This is a genomic window from Halomonas fontilapidosi (genome assembly GCF_014192285.1).
Taxonomy (GTDB): domain Bacteria; phylum Pseudomonadota; class Gammaproteobacteria; order Pseudomonadales; family Halomonadaceae; genus Halomonas; species Halomonas fontilapidosi.
Genome location: NZ_JACHXQ010000001.1, coordinates 81,960 through 96,428, shown reverse-complemented (window position 1 = coordinate 96,428; position 14,469 = coordinate 81,960). Strand labels below are relative to the sequence as shown.

Annotated in this window: 18 protein-coding genes and 1 tRNA gene; 10 read left to right on the top strand and 9 right to left on the bottom strand. The window is 63.9% G+C overall.

Features of this window, described 5'->3' with window-relative positions:
* The 8 genes from FHR95_RS00480 (at position 1) to FHR95_RS00445 (ending at position 7,653) form a co-directional block, all read left to right on the top strand.
* Entirely contained in the window at positions 1-603 is a 603-nt protein-coding gene (locus tag FHR95_RS00480; RefSeq protein WP_040186813.1) for a TorD/DmsD family molecular chaperone, read from the top strand.
* Positions 604-696: 93 nt separating this feature from the next.
* Entirely contained in the window at positions 697-900 is a 204-nt protein-coding gene (locus FHR95_RS00475) for a twin-arginine translocation signal domain-containing protein (RefSeq protein ID WP_040186815.1), read from the top strand.
* Positions 901-926: 26 nt separating this feature from the next.
* Complete coding sequence (locus FHR95_RS00470) at positions 927-3,782, top strand: molybdopterin-dependent oxidoreductase (RefSeq protein WP_183312960.1); 2,856 nt, start codon at positions 927-929, stop codon at positions 3,780-3,782.
* Positions 3,783-3,792: 10 nt separating this feature from the next.
* Entirely contained in the window at positions 3,793-4,443 is a 651-nt protein-coding gene (gene fdh3B, locus FHR95_RS00465) for a formate dehydrogenase FDH3 subunit beta (RefSeq protein ID WP_183312959.1), read from the top strand.
* A gap of 12 nt (positions 4,444-4,455) precedes the next feature.
* Positions 4,456-5,514, top strand: a complete 1,059-nt coding sequence (locus tag FHR95_RS00460; RefSeq protein ID WP_052448831.1) for a formate dehydrogenase subunit gamma — start codon at positions 4,456-4,458, stop codon at positions 5,512-5,514.
* Between the two features lie 96 nt (positions 5,515-5,610).
* Entirely contained in the window at positions 5,611-5,934 is a 324-nt protein-coding gene (locus FHR95_RS00455) for a DUF1244 domain-containing protein (RefSeq protein WP_183312958.1), read from the top strand.
* On the top strand, positions 5,931-6,452 hold the full coding sequence (gene moaB / locus FHR95_RS00450) for a molybdenum cofactor biosynthesis protein B (protein ID WP_183312957.1): 522 nt from the start codon (positions 5,931-5,933) through the stop codon (positions 6,450-6,452). The genes FHR95_RS00455 and moaB overlap by 4 nt, the downstream gene beginning before the upstream one ends.
* Positions 6,445-7,653 carry a molybdopterin molybdotransferase MoeA gene (locus tag FHR95_RS00445; RefSeq protein ID WP_183312956.1) on the top strand — a complete coding sequence of 403 codons (1,209 nt, stop codon included), beginning with the start codon at positions 6,445-6,447 and terminating at the stop codon, positions 7,651-7,653. The genes moaB and FHR95_RS00445 overlap by 8 nt, the downstream gene beginning before the upstream one ends.
* Here the strand turns inward: FHR95_RS00445 and FHR95_RS00440 are convergent.
* The 7 genes from FHR95_RS00440 to FHR95_RS00410 all read right to left on the bottom strand — a co-directional run bounded on the left by FHR95_RS00440 (position 7,640) and on the right by FHR95_RS00410 (position 10,981).
* On the bottom strand, positions 7,640-8,227 hold the full coding sequence (locus tag FHR95_RS00440) for an acyl carrier protein phosphodiesterase (RefSeq protein ID WP_183312955.1): 588 nt from the start codon (positions 8,225-8,227) through the stop codon (positions 7,640-7,642). The genes FHR95_RS00445 and FHR95_RS00440 overlap by 14 nt on opposite strands.
* Before the next feature lie 10 nt (positions 8,228-8,237).
* Positions 8,238-8,591 carry a TusE/DsrC/DsvC family sulfur relay protein gene (locus tag FHR95_RS00435; protein ID WP_183312954.1) on the bottom strand — a complete coding sequence of 118 codons (354 nt, stop codon included), beginning with the start codon at positions 8,589-8,591 and terminating at the stop codon, positions 8,238-8,240.
* A complete protein-coding gene (gene tusB, locus FHR95_RS00430) occupies positions 8,591-8,881 on the bottom strand; it encodes a sulfurtransferase complex subunit TusB (RefSeq protein WP_040186827.1) in 291 nt (96 codons plus the stop codon). Before tusB ends, FHR95_RS00435 begins: the two co-directional genes overlap by 1 nt.
* Positions 8,882-8,901: 20 nt before the next feature.
* Positions 8,902-9,279: a sulfurtransferase complex subunit TusC gene (tusC, locus tag FHR95_RS00425; RefSeq protein ID WP_183312953.1), complete on the bottom strand. Its 378-nt coding sequence runs from the start codon at positions 9,277-9,279 to the stop codon at positions 8,902-8,904.
* A gap of 20 nt (positions 9,280-9,299) precedes the next feature.
* On the bottom strand, positions 9,300-9,692 hold the full coding sequence (tusD, locus tag FHR95_RS00420) for a sulfurtransferase complex subunit TusD (RefSeq protein WP_183312952.1): 393 nt from the start codon (positions 9,690-9,692) through the stop codon (positions 9,300-9,302).
* A gap of 70 nt (positions 9,693-9,762) precedes the next feature.
* Positions 9,763-10,431, bottom strand: a complete 669-nt coding sequence (locus FHR95_RS00415) for a Bax inhibitor-1/YccA family protein (protein ID WP_040186831.1) — start codon at positions 10,429-10,431, stop codon at positions 9,763-9,765.
* 79 nt (positions 10,432-10,510) lie between these two features.
* Complete coding sequence (locus FHR95_RS00410) at positions 10,511-10,981, bottom strand: NUDIX hydrolase (RefSeq protein ID WP_183312951.1); 471 nt, start codon at positions 10,979-10,981, stop codon at positions 10,511-10,513.
* A gap of 124 nt (positions 10,982-11,105) precedes the next feature.
* Between FHR95_RS00410 and FHR95_RS00405 the strand changes: the two genes are divergently transcribed.
* Positions 11,106-11,196 (top strand) — tRNA-Ser (locus FHR95_RS00405).
* A 117-nt stretch (positions 11,197-11,313) separates the two neighbouring features.
* On the opposite strand, the gene FHR95_RS00400 is transcribed toward FHR95_RS00405, so the two are convergent.
* Complete coding sequence (locus FHR95_RS00400; protein WP_183312950.1) at positions 11,314-11,964, bottom strand: metallophosphoesterase; 651 nt, start codon at positions 11,962-11,964, stop codon at positions 11,314-11,316.
* 67 nt (positions 11,965-12,031) lie between these two features.
* Between FHR95_RS00400 and FHR95_RS00395 the strand changes: the two genes are divergently transcribed.
* A complete protein-coding gene (locus FHR95_RS00395; RefSeq protein ID WP_183312949.1) occupies positions 12,032-12,586 on the top strand; it encodes a YaeQ family protein in 555 nt (184 codons plus the stop codon).
* A 23-nt stretch (positions 12,587-12,609) separates the two neighbouring features.
* Here FHR95_RS00395 and FHR95_RS00390 read toward each other — a convergent pair whose 3' ends face one another.
* Entirely contained in the window at positions 12,610-14,316 is a 1,707-nt protein-coding gene (locus FHR95_RS00390) for a potassium/proton antiporter (RefSeq protein ID WP_183312948.1), read from the bottom strand.
* Positions 14,317-14,469 lie beyond the last annotated feature (153 nt).

Here is a 14,469-nt window from a genome sequence, read left to right as displayed (position 1 = left end):
ATGACCGAGTTGAACGAGCGGGATGCCCTGCGAGCCGATGTCTACCGGCTGCTGGGGCGACTGCTGCGCGCGGCGCCCGATGCCTCGTTGCTGGAGTGGCTGGCGGGACTGGACGTCGAGCAGGACGGTAGCCTGCTGGCCCAGCGCTGGGCCTCGCTGGTAGCCGCTGCAGGCGAGACCTCGGCCGAGCGCCTCGAACGTGCGCACTTCCGTCACCTGATCGGCGTGGTGCAGGGCGATATCACGCCGTACGCCTCCTGGTACCGCAACGGCGAGCTGATGGATGCGGCGCTGGTTGCCCTGCGCCGCGATCTCAAGGCGCTGGGTTTCCAGCGCGCCGGCCATAGCCAGGACCCGGAAGATCACCTGGCCGCCCTGTGTGAAGTGATGGCCATGCTGATCGAGGCTCGCTCCCCGGACGAGGCGCGCTTCTTCATGCGCCACCTCGCGCCCTGGGCCTCTCAGTGCCTGGCGGATCTCGGCCGGGTCGAGACCTCGTTCCATGCCAGCCTGGGGCGGCTCGGCCAGGCCTTTATCGAAGAGGAGGGCCGGCGACTCGAGGCCGAGTCGCAGGAGGACGCCGTAAGAATCGTCGAACCCTGACGCCTCACACCGGACCGTGATGCCACAGAAACAAAGACAATCACAACAGGCCCGGCACGGGCCGCAGACAGCATGAGTAGAGGAGATAGTTCCATGCCCAACACACGCAATCCGGAGCGCCGTCGCTTCCTCAAGACGATCGGTATCGGTTCCGCTGCCGCCGGTGCAGCCGCTGCCGTCGGTCACGTCACCCTGGTTCAGGCCGACGCCAAACCGACCACCCGCGAGGCCGAACCTTCCCGTGAGTACCGGGAAACCCCCCATATCCGTGCCTTCTACGCCACCCTGCGTGATTGACGGCCCCGAGCCAGGAGAGCGATGCCATGCGTCTGACACCTAGATCCGATACGCCGAGGACCAGTGGGCTGGGCATCTCCCGCCGCCAGTTCCTCAAGCGCAGCGGCGCCACGACCGGCGGCCTGGCCGCCGCCGGCTTCATGGGCGCGCCTATGATGCAGCGCGCCGATGCGGCCGAGAAGACCGCTGTCTCCGATGCCCCGGTAGAGACCAAGCGGACGGTCTGCTCCCACTGCTCGGTGGGTTGTGGCGTCTATGCCGAGGTTCAGGAAGGGGTATGGACCAAGCAGGAACCCGCCTTCGACCACCCCATCAACCGCGGCGCCCACTGTGCCAAGGGCGCGTCGCTGCGTCAGCACGGTCACTCGACCCGTCGCCTCAAGTATCCCATGAAGCTGGTGGGCGGTGAGTGGCAGCGCCTCTCCTGGGAGGAGGCCATCGAGCAGATCGGCAACAAGGTGCTGGAGCTGACCGAGGCGCACGGCCCGGACAGCATCTACTGGCTGGGCTCGGCCAAGTTCAACAATGAACAGGCCTACCTGATGCGCAAGTTCGCCGCGCTGGCCGGCACCAACAATACCGATCACCAGGCGCGCATCTGTCACTCCACCACCGTGGCCGGCGTGGCCAACACCTGGGGCTACGGAGCGATGACCAACTCGCTCAACGATATCCAGCACAGCAAGTCGATCATGTTCATCGGCTCCAATCCGACCGAGGCACACCCGGTGGCCATGCAGCATATCCTGCTGGCCAAGGAGAAGAGCCAGGCGCAGATCATCGTCGTCGACCCGCGCTTCACCCGCACCGCGGCCAAGGCCGACAGCTACGTTCGCCTTCGCCCGGGTTCCGACGTGGCCTTTATCTGGGGGCTGCTGTGGCACATCTTCGAGAATGGCTGGGAAGACCAGGAGTACATCGATCAGCGCGTCTATGCCATGGACGAGGTGCGCGCCGAAGTGGCCCAGTTCCCGCCCGATGTGGTCGAGAACATCACCGGCGTCCCTGAGGCGGCCATGCGCGACACCGCCAAGCGCCTGGCCGACAACCGTCCGGGCTGCGTGGTGTGGTGCATGGGCGGCACCCAGCACACCACCGGCAACAACAACACCCGGGCCTACTGCATCCTGGAGCTGGCGCTGGGCAACATCGGCAAGTCCGGCGGCGGGGCAAACATCTTCCGCGGCCACGACAACGTCCAGGGCGCCACCGACCTCGGTCTGATGTCTCACTCCCTGCCCGGCTACTATGGCCTGTCCGAGGGGGCCTGGAAGCACTGGGCACGGGTCTGGAATCTGGACTACGAATGGCTCAAGGGCCGCTTTGACCAGGCCGAGTACGTCGACGGCCAGCCGATGTACTCCAGCGGCATCACCGTGTCGCGCTGGATCGACGGTGTGCTCGAGCAGGAAGAGGATATCTCCCAGCGCACCCGGCTCAAGGCGATGTTCTACTGGGGGCATGCGGTTAACTCCCAGACCCGCGGCCCCGAGATGCAGAAGGCCATGCAGCAGCTCGAGATGATGGTCATCGTCGACCCCTACCCCACCGTTGCCGGGGTCATGCATGACCGCCAGGACGGCGTCTTCCTGCTGCCGGCCGCAACCCAGTTCGAGACCACCGGCAGCGTCACCGCCACCAACCGCTCCATTCAGTGGCGTGACCAGGTCATCGAGCCGCTGTTCGAATCTAAGCCGGACCACGAGATCATGTACCTGCTGGCCAGGAAACTGGGCTTCGGTGACGAACTCGTCAAGAATTTCCAGATGAACGGCGACGAGCCACTGATCGAGGATATCACTCGAGAGTTCAACGCCGGCATGTGGACGGTGGGCTATACCGGCCAGAGCCCGGAGCGTCTCAAGGCGCATCAGCAGAACTGGCATACCTTCAGCTTCCGCGACCTGCGAGCCGAGGGTGGCCCCGCTGATGGCGATTACTACGGGCTCCCCTGGCCCTGCTGGGGGACCGCCGAGATGGGCCACCCGGGGACCCCGATCCTCTACGACACCAGCAAGAAGGTGTCAGAAGGTGGTCTGACCTTCCGTGCACGTTTCGGCATCGAGCGCAATGGCGAGAACATTCTCGCTGACGGCTCGTTCAGCGACGGCTCCGAGCTCGAGGACGGCTATCCCGAATTTACCGACGCCATGCTCAAGGATCTCGGCTGGTGGGATGACCTGACCGAGGCCGAGAAGGCCGAGGCGGAGGGCAAGAACTGGAAAACCGACCTCTCCGGCGGCATTCAGCGCGTGGCGATCGCCCACGAGTGTTCGCCCTTCGGCAATGCGAAGGCGCGCTGCAATGTCTGGACCTTCCCCGATCCTATCCCCAAGCACCGCGAGCCTCTCTATACCAGCCGTCGCGATCTGGTGGCCGACTATCCGACCTGGGACGACGTCGCCTCCCACTATCGTCTGCCCACGCTCTACAAGACCATCCAGGAAAAGGACGTCACCGGGGAGTACCCGATCATCCTCACTTCCGGACGCCTGGTCGAGTACGAGGGCGGCGGTGAGGAGACCCGCTCCATGTCCTGGCTGGCTGAGCTGCAGCAGGAGATGTTCGTCGAGATCAACCCGGCTCTCGCCAACGATCTGGCCATCGCCGAGGGCGACATGGTCTGGGTCGAAGGCGCCGAAGGCGGCCGCGTGAAGGTCAAGGCGCTGGTCACCCCGCGGGTCGCTCGCGAGGTGGTCTTCATGCCCTTCCACTTCGGCGGCATGTTCCAGGGCGAGAGCCTGCATGACCGCTATCCGGAAGGCTCGGCACCCTATGTGCTCGGCGAGGCGGCCAACACCGCCACCACCTACGGCTATGACTCGGTGACCCAGATGCAGGAAACCAAGTGCACGCTGTGTCGCATCGAGAAGGCAAGCTGAGGAGAACACCATGGCCACTATGAAGTTCATGTGCGACGCGGAGCGCTGCATCGAATGCAACGGCTGCGTCACCGCCTGCAAGAACGCCAACGAGGTGGAATGGGGGGTCCAGCGCCGTCGCGTGGTGACCCTCAACGACGGCGAGCCCAGCGAGGTCTCCATCTCGGTGGCCTGCATGCACTGCGATGATGCACCGTGCATTGCCGTGTGTCCCACCGAGACTCTGTTCCAGCGCGACGACGGCATCGTGCTGCACGACAAGGATCTGTGCATCGGCTGCGGCTACTGCCTCTACGCCTGTCCCTTCGGTGCGCCGCAGTTTCCGAAGCAGAACGCCTTCGGCGAGCGGGGCAAGATGGACAAGTGTACCTTCTGCGCCGGCGGCCCGGCGGAGACCCAGGAGGAGGAGTACCTGAAGTACGGGGCCAACCGCATCGCCGAGGGCAAGCTGCCGCTGTGTGCCGAGATGTGCTCGACCAAGGCGCTGTTGGCCGGCGACGCTCAGGAAGTGGCCGACATCTTCCGCCAGCGCGTGGTGCAGCGCGGCCATCGCGACGGCGGCTGGTCCGATAATCCGCGCCGTGAACGGGTGCGCGCTGGCCAGGGTAACGACCTCTCGGCGGCCGATTCCCTGGCCTACGACGCCACACAGCAGGGGTAAGGAGGTCATGTCATGAACACATCCACACCCTGGCGGGGGCTATGGCGACTCTCCCTGCTGATACTGGCCCTGGTGGTCAGCCTGGGACTGGCCCAGACGGCTCTCGCCCAGGCCGACCCGGGGCGAGAGGCGGCGATTGCGGTACCAGCCCTGGATGCCGATGTCTGGCGGCAGGTCAAGAACGGCGAGACCGGACCCAACTACCGGGATAGCCGCTTCGACTCCAACTACAACCTGATCAATGCCAGTGGTGAGACCTGGCGGCAACTTCGCGATCGCTGGGTCTCTCCCTTCGGGGTGATCGTCATACTCGGCATGATCGCGGTGATCGGTCTCTTCTATCTGGTGTTCGGCAGCAAGAAGCTCGACGAGCCCCGAACGGGCCGCAAGCTGCTGCGTTGGTCACTGGTGATCAGGTCGCTGCACTGGACGGTGGCGTCGTTGTTCATCCTGCTCGCCCTTACCGGCCTCAATCTGGCCTACGGCAAGGCCATCTTCCGTCCGTTGTTCGGCGACGGGTTCTGGGCGGCGATGATGTCCGGCACCAAGCTGATCCACAACTACCTGGGGCCCTTGTTCGGCATTCTGCTGGTCATCCTGCTGCTGCGCCTGCTGGCCCACAACATCCCCCGGAAGCATGACCTGGCCTGGTTCGCCAAGGGCGGCGGCCTGATTGGCAAGGGGCATCCGGATGCCGGCTTCGCCAACGCGGGCGAGAAACTGTGGTACTGGCTGCTCGCCACTGCCGGCATCGCGGTCATTGTCAGCGGTCTGGTGCTGGACTTTCCCAACTATGGCCAAGGGCGCGACACCATGCAGTGGGCCAACATCATCCATGCAGTGGGCGCCTTCGGCTTGACGGCGGTTGCCCTGGGTCACATCTACATCGGTACGCTGGGGACCGAGGCCTCCTTCGAGGCGATGGCCACCGGATACGTCGACGAGAGCTGGGCCAAGGAGCATCACAACCTCTGGTACGAGGACGTCAAGGATCAGGCGGTTCCCGAGGAGCAACTGGCGGCCACCCGGCCACATTCGCGAGGCGAGGAACCGACACCTCGATCCGGCTGAGCGTTGGCCACGAGCCGTACAATGACACCGCCTTCGGGCGGTGTCTTTTGTTAAGCTGGAGCGGTATTTGTGAAAGCCACTCCCGGGAGTCTCCCCATGCAGCATCTCGATGATGCCACTCGCACCGAACTCGAAGCCGCCGCCTTTCGCCGCCTGCTACGCCATCTCGACGAGCACAAGGAGGTGCAGAACATCGACCTGATGATTCTTGCCGACTTCTGCCGAAACTGTCTTTCCAAGTGGCTGGTGGCCGCCGCGGATGAGCGCGGCGCCGAACTCGATTACGACAGCGCACGCGAATACGTCTACGGCATGCCCTATGCGGAGTGGAAGGCCCACTACCAGCAGGAGGCCACACCCGAGCAGAAGGCCGCCTTCGAGGCGCGTGAGGCCGCCAAGCGGGAGCAGAAGGACGGATGAGCGAGCCAATGATTCCCCTCTGCGTTGCGGTGCTGACCATCTCGGATACGCGCGACGAAAAGACCGACCGCAGCGGACAGGGACTGGTCGAGCGCCTCACCACCGCCGGCCATGTGCTGCATGACAAGCGCATCGTGCCTGATGATGTCTATCGTATTCGTGCCGTGGTGGCCGGCTGGATCGCCGACCCCGACGTCCAGGTGATCCTGACCACCGGCGGCACCGGCTTCACCGGCCGTGACTCCACGCCCGAGGCGGTCTCGGTGCTGCTCGACAAGCAGATCGAAGGATTCGGCGAACTCTTCCGCCACCTCTCCTGGCAGGAAATCGGCAGTTCCACCGTGCAGAGCCGCTGCCTCGGCGGATTGGCCAACGCGACCGTGGTGTTCTGCCTGCCCGGGTCCACCGGCGCCTGCCGCACCGCCTGGGACGGCATCCTCGCCGAACAGCTCGACAGTCGGCACAAGCCGTGTAACTTCGCCAATCTTGTCATTCCCGAGCGAGGCCAGCATGGCTGAACTGCAATCGATCGACACGGCGCTGGCGGCATTGCTTCGTGACGTTGCCCCGGCAGCGGCGGAGCCCCTCCCCTGTGACGAGGCGGCCGGCCGTGTGCTCGCCGAGTCCCTCGATGCCCGCCTCGACGTGCCGGCCTTCGATAACAGCGCCATGGACGGCTATGCCCTTCACCATCAGGACGCCGGCAAGCGTCTGCCCATTGCCCAGCGCATCGCGGCAGGCGTGCCGGCGAGGCCGCTTGCCCCCGGCAAGTGCGCGCGCATCTTCACGGGGGGCGAGATACCGCCGGGCGCCGACTGCGTGGTGATGCAGGAAAGAGTCGACGTGGCAGCCAACCTGGCCGCAATACCGACGGATATCCCGGAAGGCGACAATATTCGCCGCCGTGGTCGCGACGTCGCCGCAGGCGATCGGCTGCTGGCAGCCGGGGAGCGACTCGAGGCCGCCGCACTGGGTCACTTGGCCGGCCAGGGCATTACCGAGGTTGTGGTGCGCCCCCGACCCAAGGTGGCACTGCTCTCCACCGGCGACGAGATCGTCGACCCGGGCCAGCCGCTTGCCGCGGGCCAGATCTATAACTCCAATCGCCCGATGCTCAAGCGCCTCCTCGAACGCTTCGGCGCAACGCTCACACTGGTCACCTCGATTCCCGATGACCCGACGGGAACCCGAGAGACATTGAAGGCAGCCGCCTTGCAGGCCGATCTGGTGATCAGCACCGGCGGCGTTAGCGTGGGCGAGGAGGATCACGTCAAGGCGGCCCTGGAATCCTTGGGCCAACTGGATCTGTGGCGACTGGCGATTCGCCCCGGCAAGCCCCTTGCGCTGGGTCGCCTGCCGGGACCAGATGGGCAGCAGGTCCGCTTCGTCGGTCTGCCCGGCAATCCCGTCTCCTGCTTCGTGGGAGCCTGGCTGTTCCTGCGTCCGTTGCTGGGTGCTCTGCAGGGGTGCCCGTCACTCGCCCACCTCCCCTGCCTGCGGGCTCGGGCGGATTTCAGCACGAGCACTGGCCCGCGGCGCCATTACATGCGTGTAAGGCTCGAGTTCGGCCGCGAGGGGATCGTGGCACGTGCCTTCCGGGACCAGAACTCCGGCGTGCTCTCATCCTGCATCAATGCCGATGCCCTGGCGGTGATTCCCGCCGAGAGCCGTATCGAGCCGGGAGATGATGTCGACTGCCTGTGGCTCAGGGTCGACTGACGGGCCCCTCGCTCGGCACGACCCCGAGGGTGTCATTGACCGCCGGCCAGAGCCTGGCAAAGTCTCGAGCGAGTTGCTCGTAGTCCTCTTCCAGCCAGGGCAACAGCTCGACAAGACGGTTGGGGCCGGATAACCGCCGTCCGATCCCCTCGATGGCCCGGCACGTAAAGGCAAAGTCGGCATAGCGGTTGAGCCAGTCCTGTTCTACCAGGGCCGGCACCATGGTCTCCAGCCGCGCCGGCGCGGGCCGTGTGCTCAATACCTGGTAACAACGATCAGTCAGCCAGCGCCGCTGGTCGTCGGCCAGTGTTCTGGCCGTAAAATGGTCCCAGACCAGATCCAGGGCGATGCCGGCAAAGCGGCGCTGCCGGCGCGGCGCTCTCGCGAGAACATCGGAAACGACCGGATGGCGATCGACGAAGGCGTCCACGCGCCGGTGGTGGCGAATGCCGGCCGCCTGCTCCGCCCTCCAGGCCGAGAGATCCGCCCCCTTGACCCCGTCGGCAATCAGGTTGCCGTACAGGAAGTCATCGCTGCCGCCCCGGGCGAGCCAGCCATGTGCCAGGAAGTTCATTGTTGCTCAATCACAGGCAGTGGGTGGGTTTGGGCAAGCCGGCAAGACGGGCAGCGACCTTGGCCGGGCTATCCGGAAAGAGACGCATCAGATGAATGGAGCGGCCTTTCTCAGCCCCCAGGGCCTGTCCGACAGCCTTGACCAGTGGACGCATGGCAGGAGCCATTTCATAGCGTGCATAGAAGTCACGCAGCACTTGGAGGACTTCCCAGTGCTCCTCTGTCAGTGTGATGCCCTCTTCATGTGCCAGGGCCTCGGCGACGTCGGGCGACCAGTCATTCATGTTGACCAGGTATCCTTCCGGGTCTAGGGCATATTTTCCTTTTTTAATAGTTAGATAACGGTATATTTCTGTGGTTGCCATCAGTACCAGCTCACCGTACGTTCGGCTTCCTCGGTCAGATCCACGAAACCATCCACGTCAACCACTTGCACGCTGGCGTCGCAGTGCCCGAGCAGCCCGCGGGATTCCAGATCTTCCTTCAGGGCAAACAGGCGCCCCTCGAGGCCCGCATAATACCTGACCAGCTGAGGGAGCGCTCCCTGGACCCCATCCTCGATCAGCAGCAGGCGATCGTCCGGCGACATGCCAGACAGGGCTTGCTGATAGACCCGACTGGTCGCCGGGGAACGATTTACCACATGCAAGAGCATTGGCGCACTCCTTGCGTCTGCTAGAAGGTCAACACCAGGCGGTGCTCGGCGAAAACACGTGCCAGCGCCGGGGGCGACAAGGATGTTACCTCGAGCATCAAGTCGTCGCTCGAGAGGCCGAGACACGACAGCCCCTGCTCTTCCACCAGTAGGCTGTCAATATCATACATCTCCAGCATCTCCAGCGTCTCGGCCGTGCCCTTCTGCCCCAGGGGGCCCTTCTTCTGGCACGGCATCAGGGCCGCCACACCCTCTCCCATGAACAGCAGGGAAACACGGCGCCCGAAGGCAGCGGCAACCAGAGCCGCGTCCAGTCCCTCCTTCAGCCAGCTGCTCCCGTGGGGCCCATGGCGAAGGATGACCAGCAGGTCACTGTCGTAATGGTGGTGATCTTGCATGGTGACTCCGTCGAACGCCCTCAGGGGCCGAAGGTAACCAGACGGTCGCAGCGCATACCGAGGTCGACCAGCTGGCCGAGGCCCGTCAGTTCGAAGGGAGCCTGCACGCTGACGCCATCCTTGCCATGTCGTGCGGCTTCGCGCTCGTCCAGCAGACCTCGGCGCAGCGCGGCGGCAATGCAGACCTGCAAGGCGACTCGATGTTCATTGGCAAGCCCCGCCCAGGCATCCACCAGGTGCGGCTCATCCTGAGGGGGGGCGGCCAGACGGGCGGCGTTATGTACGCCATCATGGTAGAAGAACACTGCCTCGAGACAGTGCCCTCTCGCCACCAGGGCATGCGCGAAGCGCAAGGCGGAGTGACTTGCCTGATCGCTGTAGGGAGTCCCCATCAGCAGAATAGCGTAGCGCATGGGAGTCCTCCTGAAATAGCCTGGCCCCGCCAGAGGCGGGGCCAGGAAACCACGGTATCGGGGGGTACGATCAATCCTGGCTCATGATCCCCAGGATGGAAAGCAGGCTGACGAAGAGGTTGTAGATCGAAACGTAGAGCGTAATGGTGGCAAGAATATAGTTGGTCTCGCCACTACGATGGACGATCTCACTGGTCTGATAGAGGATGGCGGCCGAGGCAAACAGCACGAAACCGGCAGATACCATCAGCGACAAGGCGGGGATCTGCAGAAAGATGGCCGCCAGCATGGCAATGATCAGCACGATAGCGCCGGCCATCAGGAAATTCGCCAGGAAGCTGAAGTCCTTGCGGGTGATCAACGCCACGGCCGAGAGGCCGACAAACGTCAAGCCGGTCATGCCAAGCGCGGTCATGATCAGCTGCGCGCCGTTAGGCAGGGTAAGATAGGCACTGAGGATCGGCCCCAGCGTGAACCCCATGAAACCGGTGAAAGCGAAGGTGGATAGCAGGCCGAGCGCCGAGTTGGCGGTCTTGTGCACCAGGAACATCAGGCCGTAGGCGCCGATGAAGAACACGAAGATGTTCATCCGCTCGATGCCCATGGCCATCGCAGCACCAGCCGTGGCGGCGGAGAACAGCAGGGTCATCGCCAGTAAGCCATAGGTGTTGCGCAGGACCTTGCTGGTACCCACAGCCTGCGTCTGCTGTTGAGTCATCTGCGTATCTTGGTAAGCCATGGATCCGAAGCTCCCTGTGTGATTGGTCATGATACTTGACCTAGAATGCCGACAGAAGGTTCCCGACGCAAGAGACTGGTTAGTCGGGTTTCAACGCGTTTTCTGCGGACATCGACTCGGCCAGCACCCTGCGGGCCACGCGCAGGGCGGAGTCACAGACCTCGCCATCCCCCTGCTCGAGCGCCTCGAGGTCCATCCATCGCAGCTCGGTAGCATCGTCGGCGGCCGCCTCCATCCCACCCTGCCACTCGAGCTCAACCACCACGATGATGAAATGCATCCTCAGCAAGCCCGCATCGTCGTGGTCGAAGAGGTCGATAGCCGTCAGGATGCGCCGTGGGGCCGCGAGTATCCCGGTTTCCTCCATCAGCTCCCGCGCCGCGGCCTGCCGAAGACTTTCCCCCGCTTCCACTTTCCCGCCTGGGAGGGCCAACATCCCCGCATTCGGCGGGTTGCGACGTCGCACCATGAGGATGCGTCCCTCCTTTATCACGGCGGCCGAGACGGCGGGGACCGGACGAACCTTGGCATTCGCTGCGGGGTCAAGCATGTTGCGCTCCTGAAGTCAGCGATCCGCTCATTGTGCCTCACCCCACGAAGCCAGGCCTAACATCTTGATCCCAAGGCGCTCTTGACCCGGCGAGGAAAGCTGGTAGTATACCCAACCGTGAGCCGGAGGGATGGCAGAGCGGTTGAATGCACCGGTCTTGAAAACCGGCAAGGGTTAATAGCCCTTCCAGGGTTCGAATCCCTGTCCCTCCGCCACTTCGTTTTTAGAATCAGGCGCCTACGGGCGCCTTTTTCATGTTCTTGTCATCTATCCCTATCGAGTTCCAGCCTTGCTTAGTGGCCGGCAATGGCTATCGTCGTTGCCCTTTTCATTCACGCCAGAAACTCGCGTGCCTCGAACATCGTCAAGCGTCCGGTACTGAAGGCACCAGTGTCGATGTAGTGGACGTTACCCAGACACATCGGCCGTTCCACGATGGTATGGCCAACCACAACGGCGTCGATTCCCGCTACCGTTGTCTCGTCGCCCTGCTGGATACGGGAGCGGTTCCATACCAGCGCTTGCGGGTCGGCCTCCTCGATACGCGACCAGTCGGGCGGCGGTTCGGCATGCACCATGCCCAGGCGCCCGCCCATGACCGCGATCTCTCGTGCCAGGGGCAGATCGAGAAGCGCCGATTCCAGCACGTCTCGCATCTCGCCAATGCCGCTATCGTAAACCCAGCCACCGCCGTTGATCATCCACATCTCCCAGGCGCGGCTGTCCTCCCCGTCGCATAGCGCATGGCGGGCCAACTCCTCATGATTGCCTCGCACGGCGTGAAACCAGGGCATGAAGACCAGCTTCAAGCAGTCGAGCGAACCAGCGCCTCTGTCGATGAGGTCGCCAACGCAGAACAAGCGGTCCTCCGAGGAGTTGAAAGCGACGTCCTGCAACCTCTCCTGCAGGAGACGGTACTGACCATGAAGGTCTCCCACGAAGAAATCGCGGCCCCGGGTATTCACTGGATGTGTGGCCAGCATGTTTCATCCTCCGCATTCGTCGACTGTGTCATGATGGCAGAATATATTCCCCCAACCGACGAGCGACATGGCACTCAAGGCAACGATTCACAAGGTTCAGCTGCAGATCGCCGACATGGACCGACACTACTACGCGGATCATGCCCTGACCGTGGCACAACATCCCTCGGAAACCGACGAGCGGATGATGGTGAGACTGCTGGCCTTCGCCCTGAACGCCGATGCGTCTCTGACCTTCGGGCGTGGCGTCAGCACCGAGGGCGAACCCGACCTGTGGCGCAAGGATCTGACCGACGCTATCGAGGTATGGATCCAGCTGGGGCAGCCCGACGAAAAGGAAATCCGGCGCGCCTGCGCGCGAGCCAGCCAGGTCATCCTCTATCCCTACAGCGGTCACGGTGCAGCCATCTGGTGGGAGCAGGTCGCCGGCAAGTGCGCGACACTCGATAACCTGACGGTCATCGATATTGCCCCAGCATCGGTTCAGGCCCTGGCAACGCTGGCGGCCAGGAGCATGACGCTGAACTGCCTGATTCAGGATGGAGCGGTGTGGGTCACCCGACCCGATCAGGATGCCGTCGAGGTGGAAATGGCGATGCTCAAGGCGGCGCGGAATTCTTGATTATCGGCCACAGGCCTGCCGGTTCAATAGAGCCTGAGTCCTACCCGGGTCACCTTGTTGCCGTCCATCTCGCTGACCACCCAGTGGATACCGTGCCAGTCCACGTCATCGCCCACCACTGGGTGCCCTCCGACCCGCAGGGAGATGAACTCGGCGAGCGTCATGTCCTGCTCGCCGGGACTCAGCGTCAGGCCATAGGCATCGGCGATGTCGCGCATGCGGGCGTCACCATCAAAGGTGAAGGTCCCGAAGAAGGCCCGCTCCCGCTTGAGCTTGGCATCGCCATTGAACAACCGGTTGAGCGCCGGCAGATCATCCGTGCGACCAATCACGCAGATCACGTCTCCCAGCCGCAGCCGCGTGCTGCCCTTGGGGTGCAACATGGCATGCTCGCGGAAGAGCGCCGAGATCAGCGCCCCGGAAGGAAATCGCAGCAAGCGAATCGGGACGTCTTCGAGGTCGGCGTTCTCGACCTCGTAGACAAACATCTCGTAGTCGTTCTCGGGCAGGATACCCAGCGGCCCCCGCCGATTCGGGGTCACGCTGGGCGGCAGCTCGACCTTCATGCGGCGTGCCATCCACGGCAGGCTGCCGCCCTGGATAAGCAACGACAGCAGCACCACCGCGAAGGCGACATTGAAGTAGAGCGAGGCATTCTCCACCCCGCCGATGACCGGGAAGATCGCCAGCACGATGGGCACCGCCCCACGCAACCCCACCCAGGCGATGAAGCCGATCTCCCGCCAACGGAACTTGAAGAATGGCTTGACCGCCACCAGCACCGCCAGCGGCCTGGCGATGAAGATCAGTGCCAGGGCCACCAGCAGCGCGGGCAGTGCAAAATCCAGCATCTCGCTGGGGGTGACCAACAGGCCCAGTACCAGGAAGAGGCCAATCTGGGAGAGCCAGGCCAGTCCGTCATGCACCGGCAGAATGAACGTGAGGTGGCGACCGGGCCGATTGCCGATCATCAGGCCGGTCAGGTAGATGGCCAGGAAGCCGCTGCCGCCCAGGGCACTGGTCAGCCCGAAGACACAGAAGCCAAGCCCCAGGGCCAGCAGTGAATAGAGCCCCGGGGCCAGATCGAGCCAGCTCAGCAGGCGCGCGCTCAGCCAGCCGATACCCACGCCGAGGGCGATGCCCAGGCCAAACTGCTGCACGAGGAACAACAGGGTCTCGCCAACCCCGCCGATCTCGCCAACCAGCACTTCGACCAGCATCAGGGTAAGAAAGATCGCCATGGGGTCGTTGGTCCCGGACTCGATCTCCAGCGTCGCCCCGACCCTCTCGTTGAGATTGACGCCCCGACCACTGAGCATGGAAAACACGGCCGCGGCGTCGGTGGACCCCACAATGGCGCCCACCAACAGCCCCTGCACCAGGCTCAGGTCGAACAGCCACATGGCAAACAGGCCGACCAGGCCGCTGGTGATGAAGACGCCCAGGGTCGCCAGGGAGAGCGCCGGCCGGAAACCCACGCGGAAGGTCTTGAGACGAGTGCGCAGTCCGCCGTCGAGCAGGATCATGGCCAGCGCCAGGTGGCCGATCAGAAATGCCAGCGAATAGTCGTCGAACTGGATGCCAAGCAGACCCTCCTCACCGGCGAGCATGCCCAGGCCCAGAAAGATCAGCAGCAGCGGCACACCGGCCATCGAGGAGAGCCGGCTGGCAAGAATGCTCAGGGCCAGGAGGAAACCGCTGAGCAGGAAGAGGCTGTTGATCGAATCCATGGCATCCTGCCTGGGCAATGAGAACACGGATTATCGCATGCCGCGTCTGACACGGCGATTTCCGTTTGCGGTCATGACTGGCCGCCGCCCATGGGCAGCGGTTAAGCTTGCGCAGCAGCGTGGCACGGCCGGAAAGCGCCCCTCTCAGGAGTC

What these genes read in the sequence shown, in the direction of transcription:
- FHR95_RS00410 (WP_183312951.1), bottom strand. Translation starts at nt 10,981, where the DNA reads ATGCTTGACCCCGCAGCGAATGCCAAGGTTCGTCCGGTCCCCGCCGTC.
- FHR95_RS00480 (WP_040186813.1), top strand. Translation starts at nt 1, where the DNA reads ATGACCGAGTTGAACGAGCGGGATGCCCTGCGAGCCGATGTCTACCGG.
- FHR95_RS00460 (WP_052448831.1), top strand. Translation starts at nt 4,456, where the DNA reads ATGAACACATCCACACCCTGGCGGGGGCTATGGCGACTCTCCCTGCTG.
- FHR95_RS00475 (WP_040186815.1), top strand. Translation starts at nt 697, where the DNA reads ATGCCCAACACACGCAATCCGGAGCGCCGTCGCTTCCTCAAGACGATC.
- FHR95_RS00415 (WP_040186831.1), bottom strand. Translation starts at nt 10,431, where the DNA reads ATGGCTTACCAAGATACGCAGATGACTCAACAGCAGACGCAGGCTGTG.
- moaB (WP_183312957.1), top strand. Translation starts at nt 5,931, where the DNA reads ATGAGCGAGCCAATGATTCCCCTCTGCGTTGCGGTGCTGACCATCTCG.
- FHR95_RS00455 (WP_183312958.1), top strand. Translation starts at nt 5,611, where the DNA reads ATGCAGCATCTCGATGATGCCACTCGCACCGAACTCGAAGCCGCCGCC.
- tusC (WP_183312953.1), bottom strand. Translation starts at nt 9,279, where the DNA reads ATGCAAGATCACCACCATTACGACAGTGACCTGCTGGTCATCCTTCGC.
- FHR95_RS00470 (WP_183312960.1), top strand. Translation starts at nt 927, where the DNA reads ATGCGTCTGACACCTAGATCCGATACGCCGAGGACCAGTGGGCTGGGC.
- FHR95_RS00390 (WP_183312948.1), bottom strand. Translation starts at nt 14,316, where the DNA reads ATGGATTCGATCAACAGCCTCTTCCTGCTCAGCGGTTTCCTCCTGGCC.
- FHR95_RS00395 (WP_183312949.1), top strand. Translation starts at nt 12,032, where the DNA reads ATGGCACTCAAGGCAACGATTCACAAGGTTCAGCTGCAGATCGCCGAC.
- FHR95_RS00400 (WP_183312950.1), bottom strand. Translation starts at nt 11,964, where the DNA reads ATGCTGGCCACACATCCAGTGAATACCCGGGGCCGCGATTTCTTCGTG.
- FHR95_RS00440 (WP_183312955.1), bottom strand. Translation starts at nt 8,227, where the DNA reads ATGAACTTCCTGGCACATGGCTGGCTCGCCCGGGGCGGCAGCGATGAC.
- FHR95_RS00445 (WP_183312956.1), top strand. Translation starts at nt 6,445, where the DNA reads ATGGCTGAACTGCAATCGATCGACACGGCGCTGGCGGCATTGCTTCGT.
- tusB (WP_040186827.1), bottom strand. Translation starts at nt 8,881, where the DNA reads ATGCTCTTGCATGTGGTAAATCGTTCCCCGGCGACCAGTCGGGTCTAT.
- tusD (WP_183312952.1), bottom strand. Translation starts at nt 9,692, where the DNA reads ATGCGCTACGCTATTCTGCTGATGGGGACTCCCTACAGCGATCAGGCA.
- fdh3B (WP_183312959.1), top strand. Translation starts at nt 3,793, where the DNA reads ATGGCCACTATGAAGTTCATGTGCGACGCGGAGCGCTGCATCGAATGC.
- FHR95_RS00435 (WP_183312954.1), bottom strand. Translation starts at nt 8,591, where the DNA reads ATGGCAACCACAGAAATATACCGTTATCTAACTATTAAAAAAGGAAAA.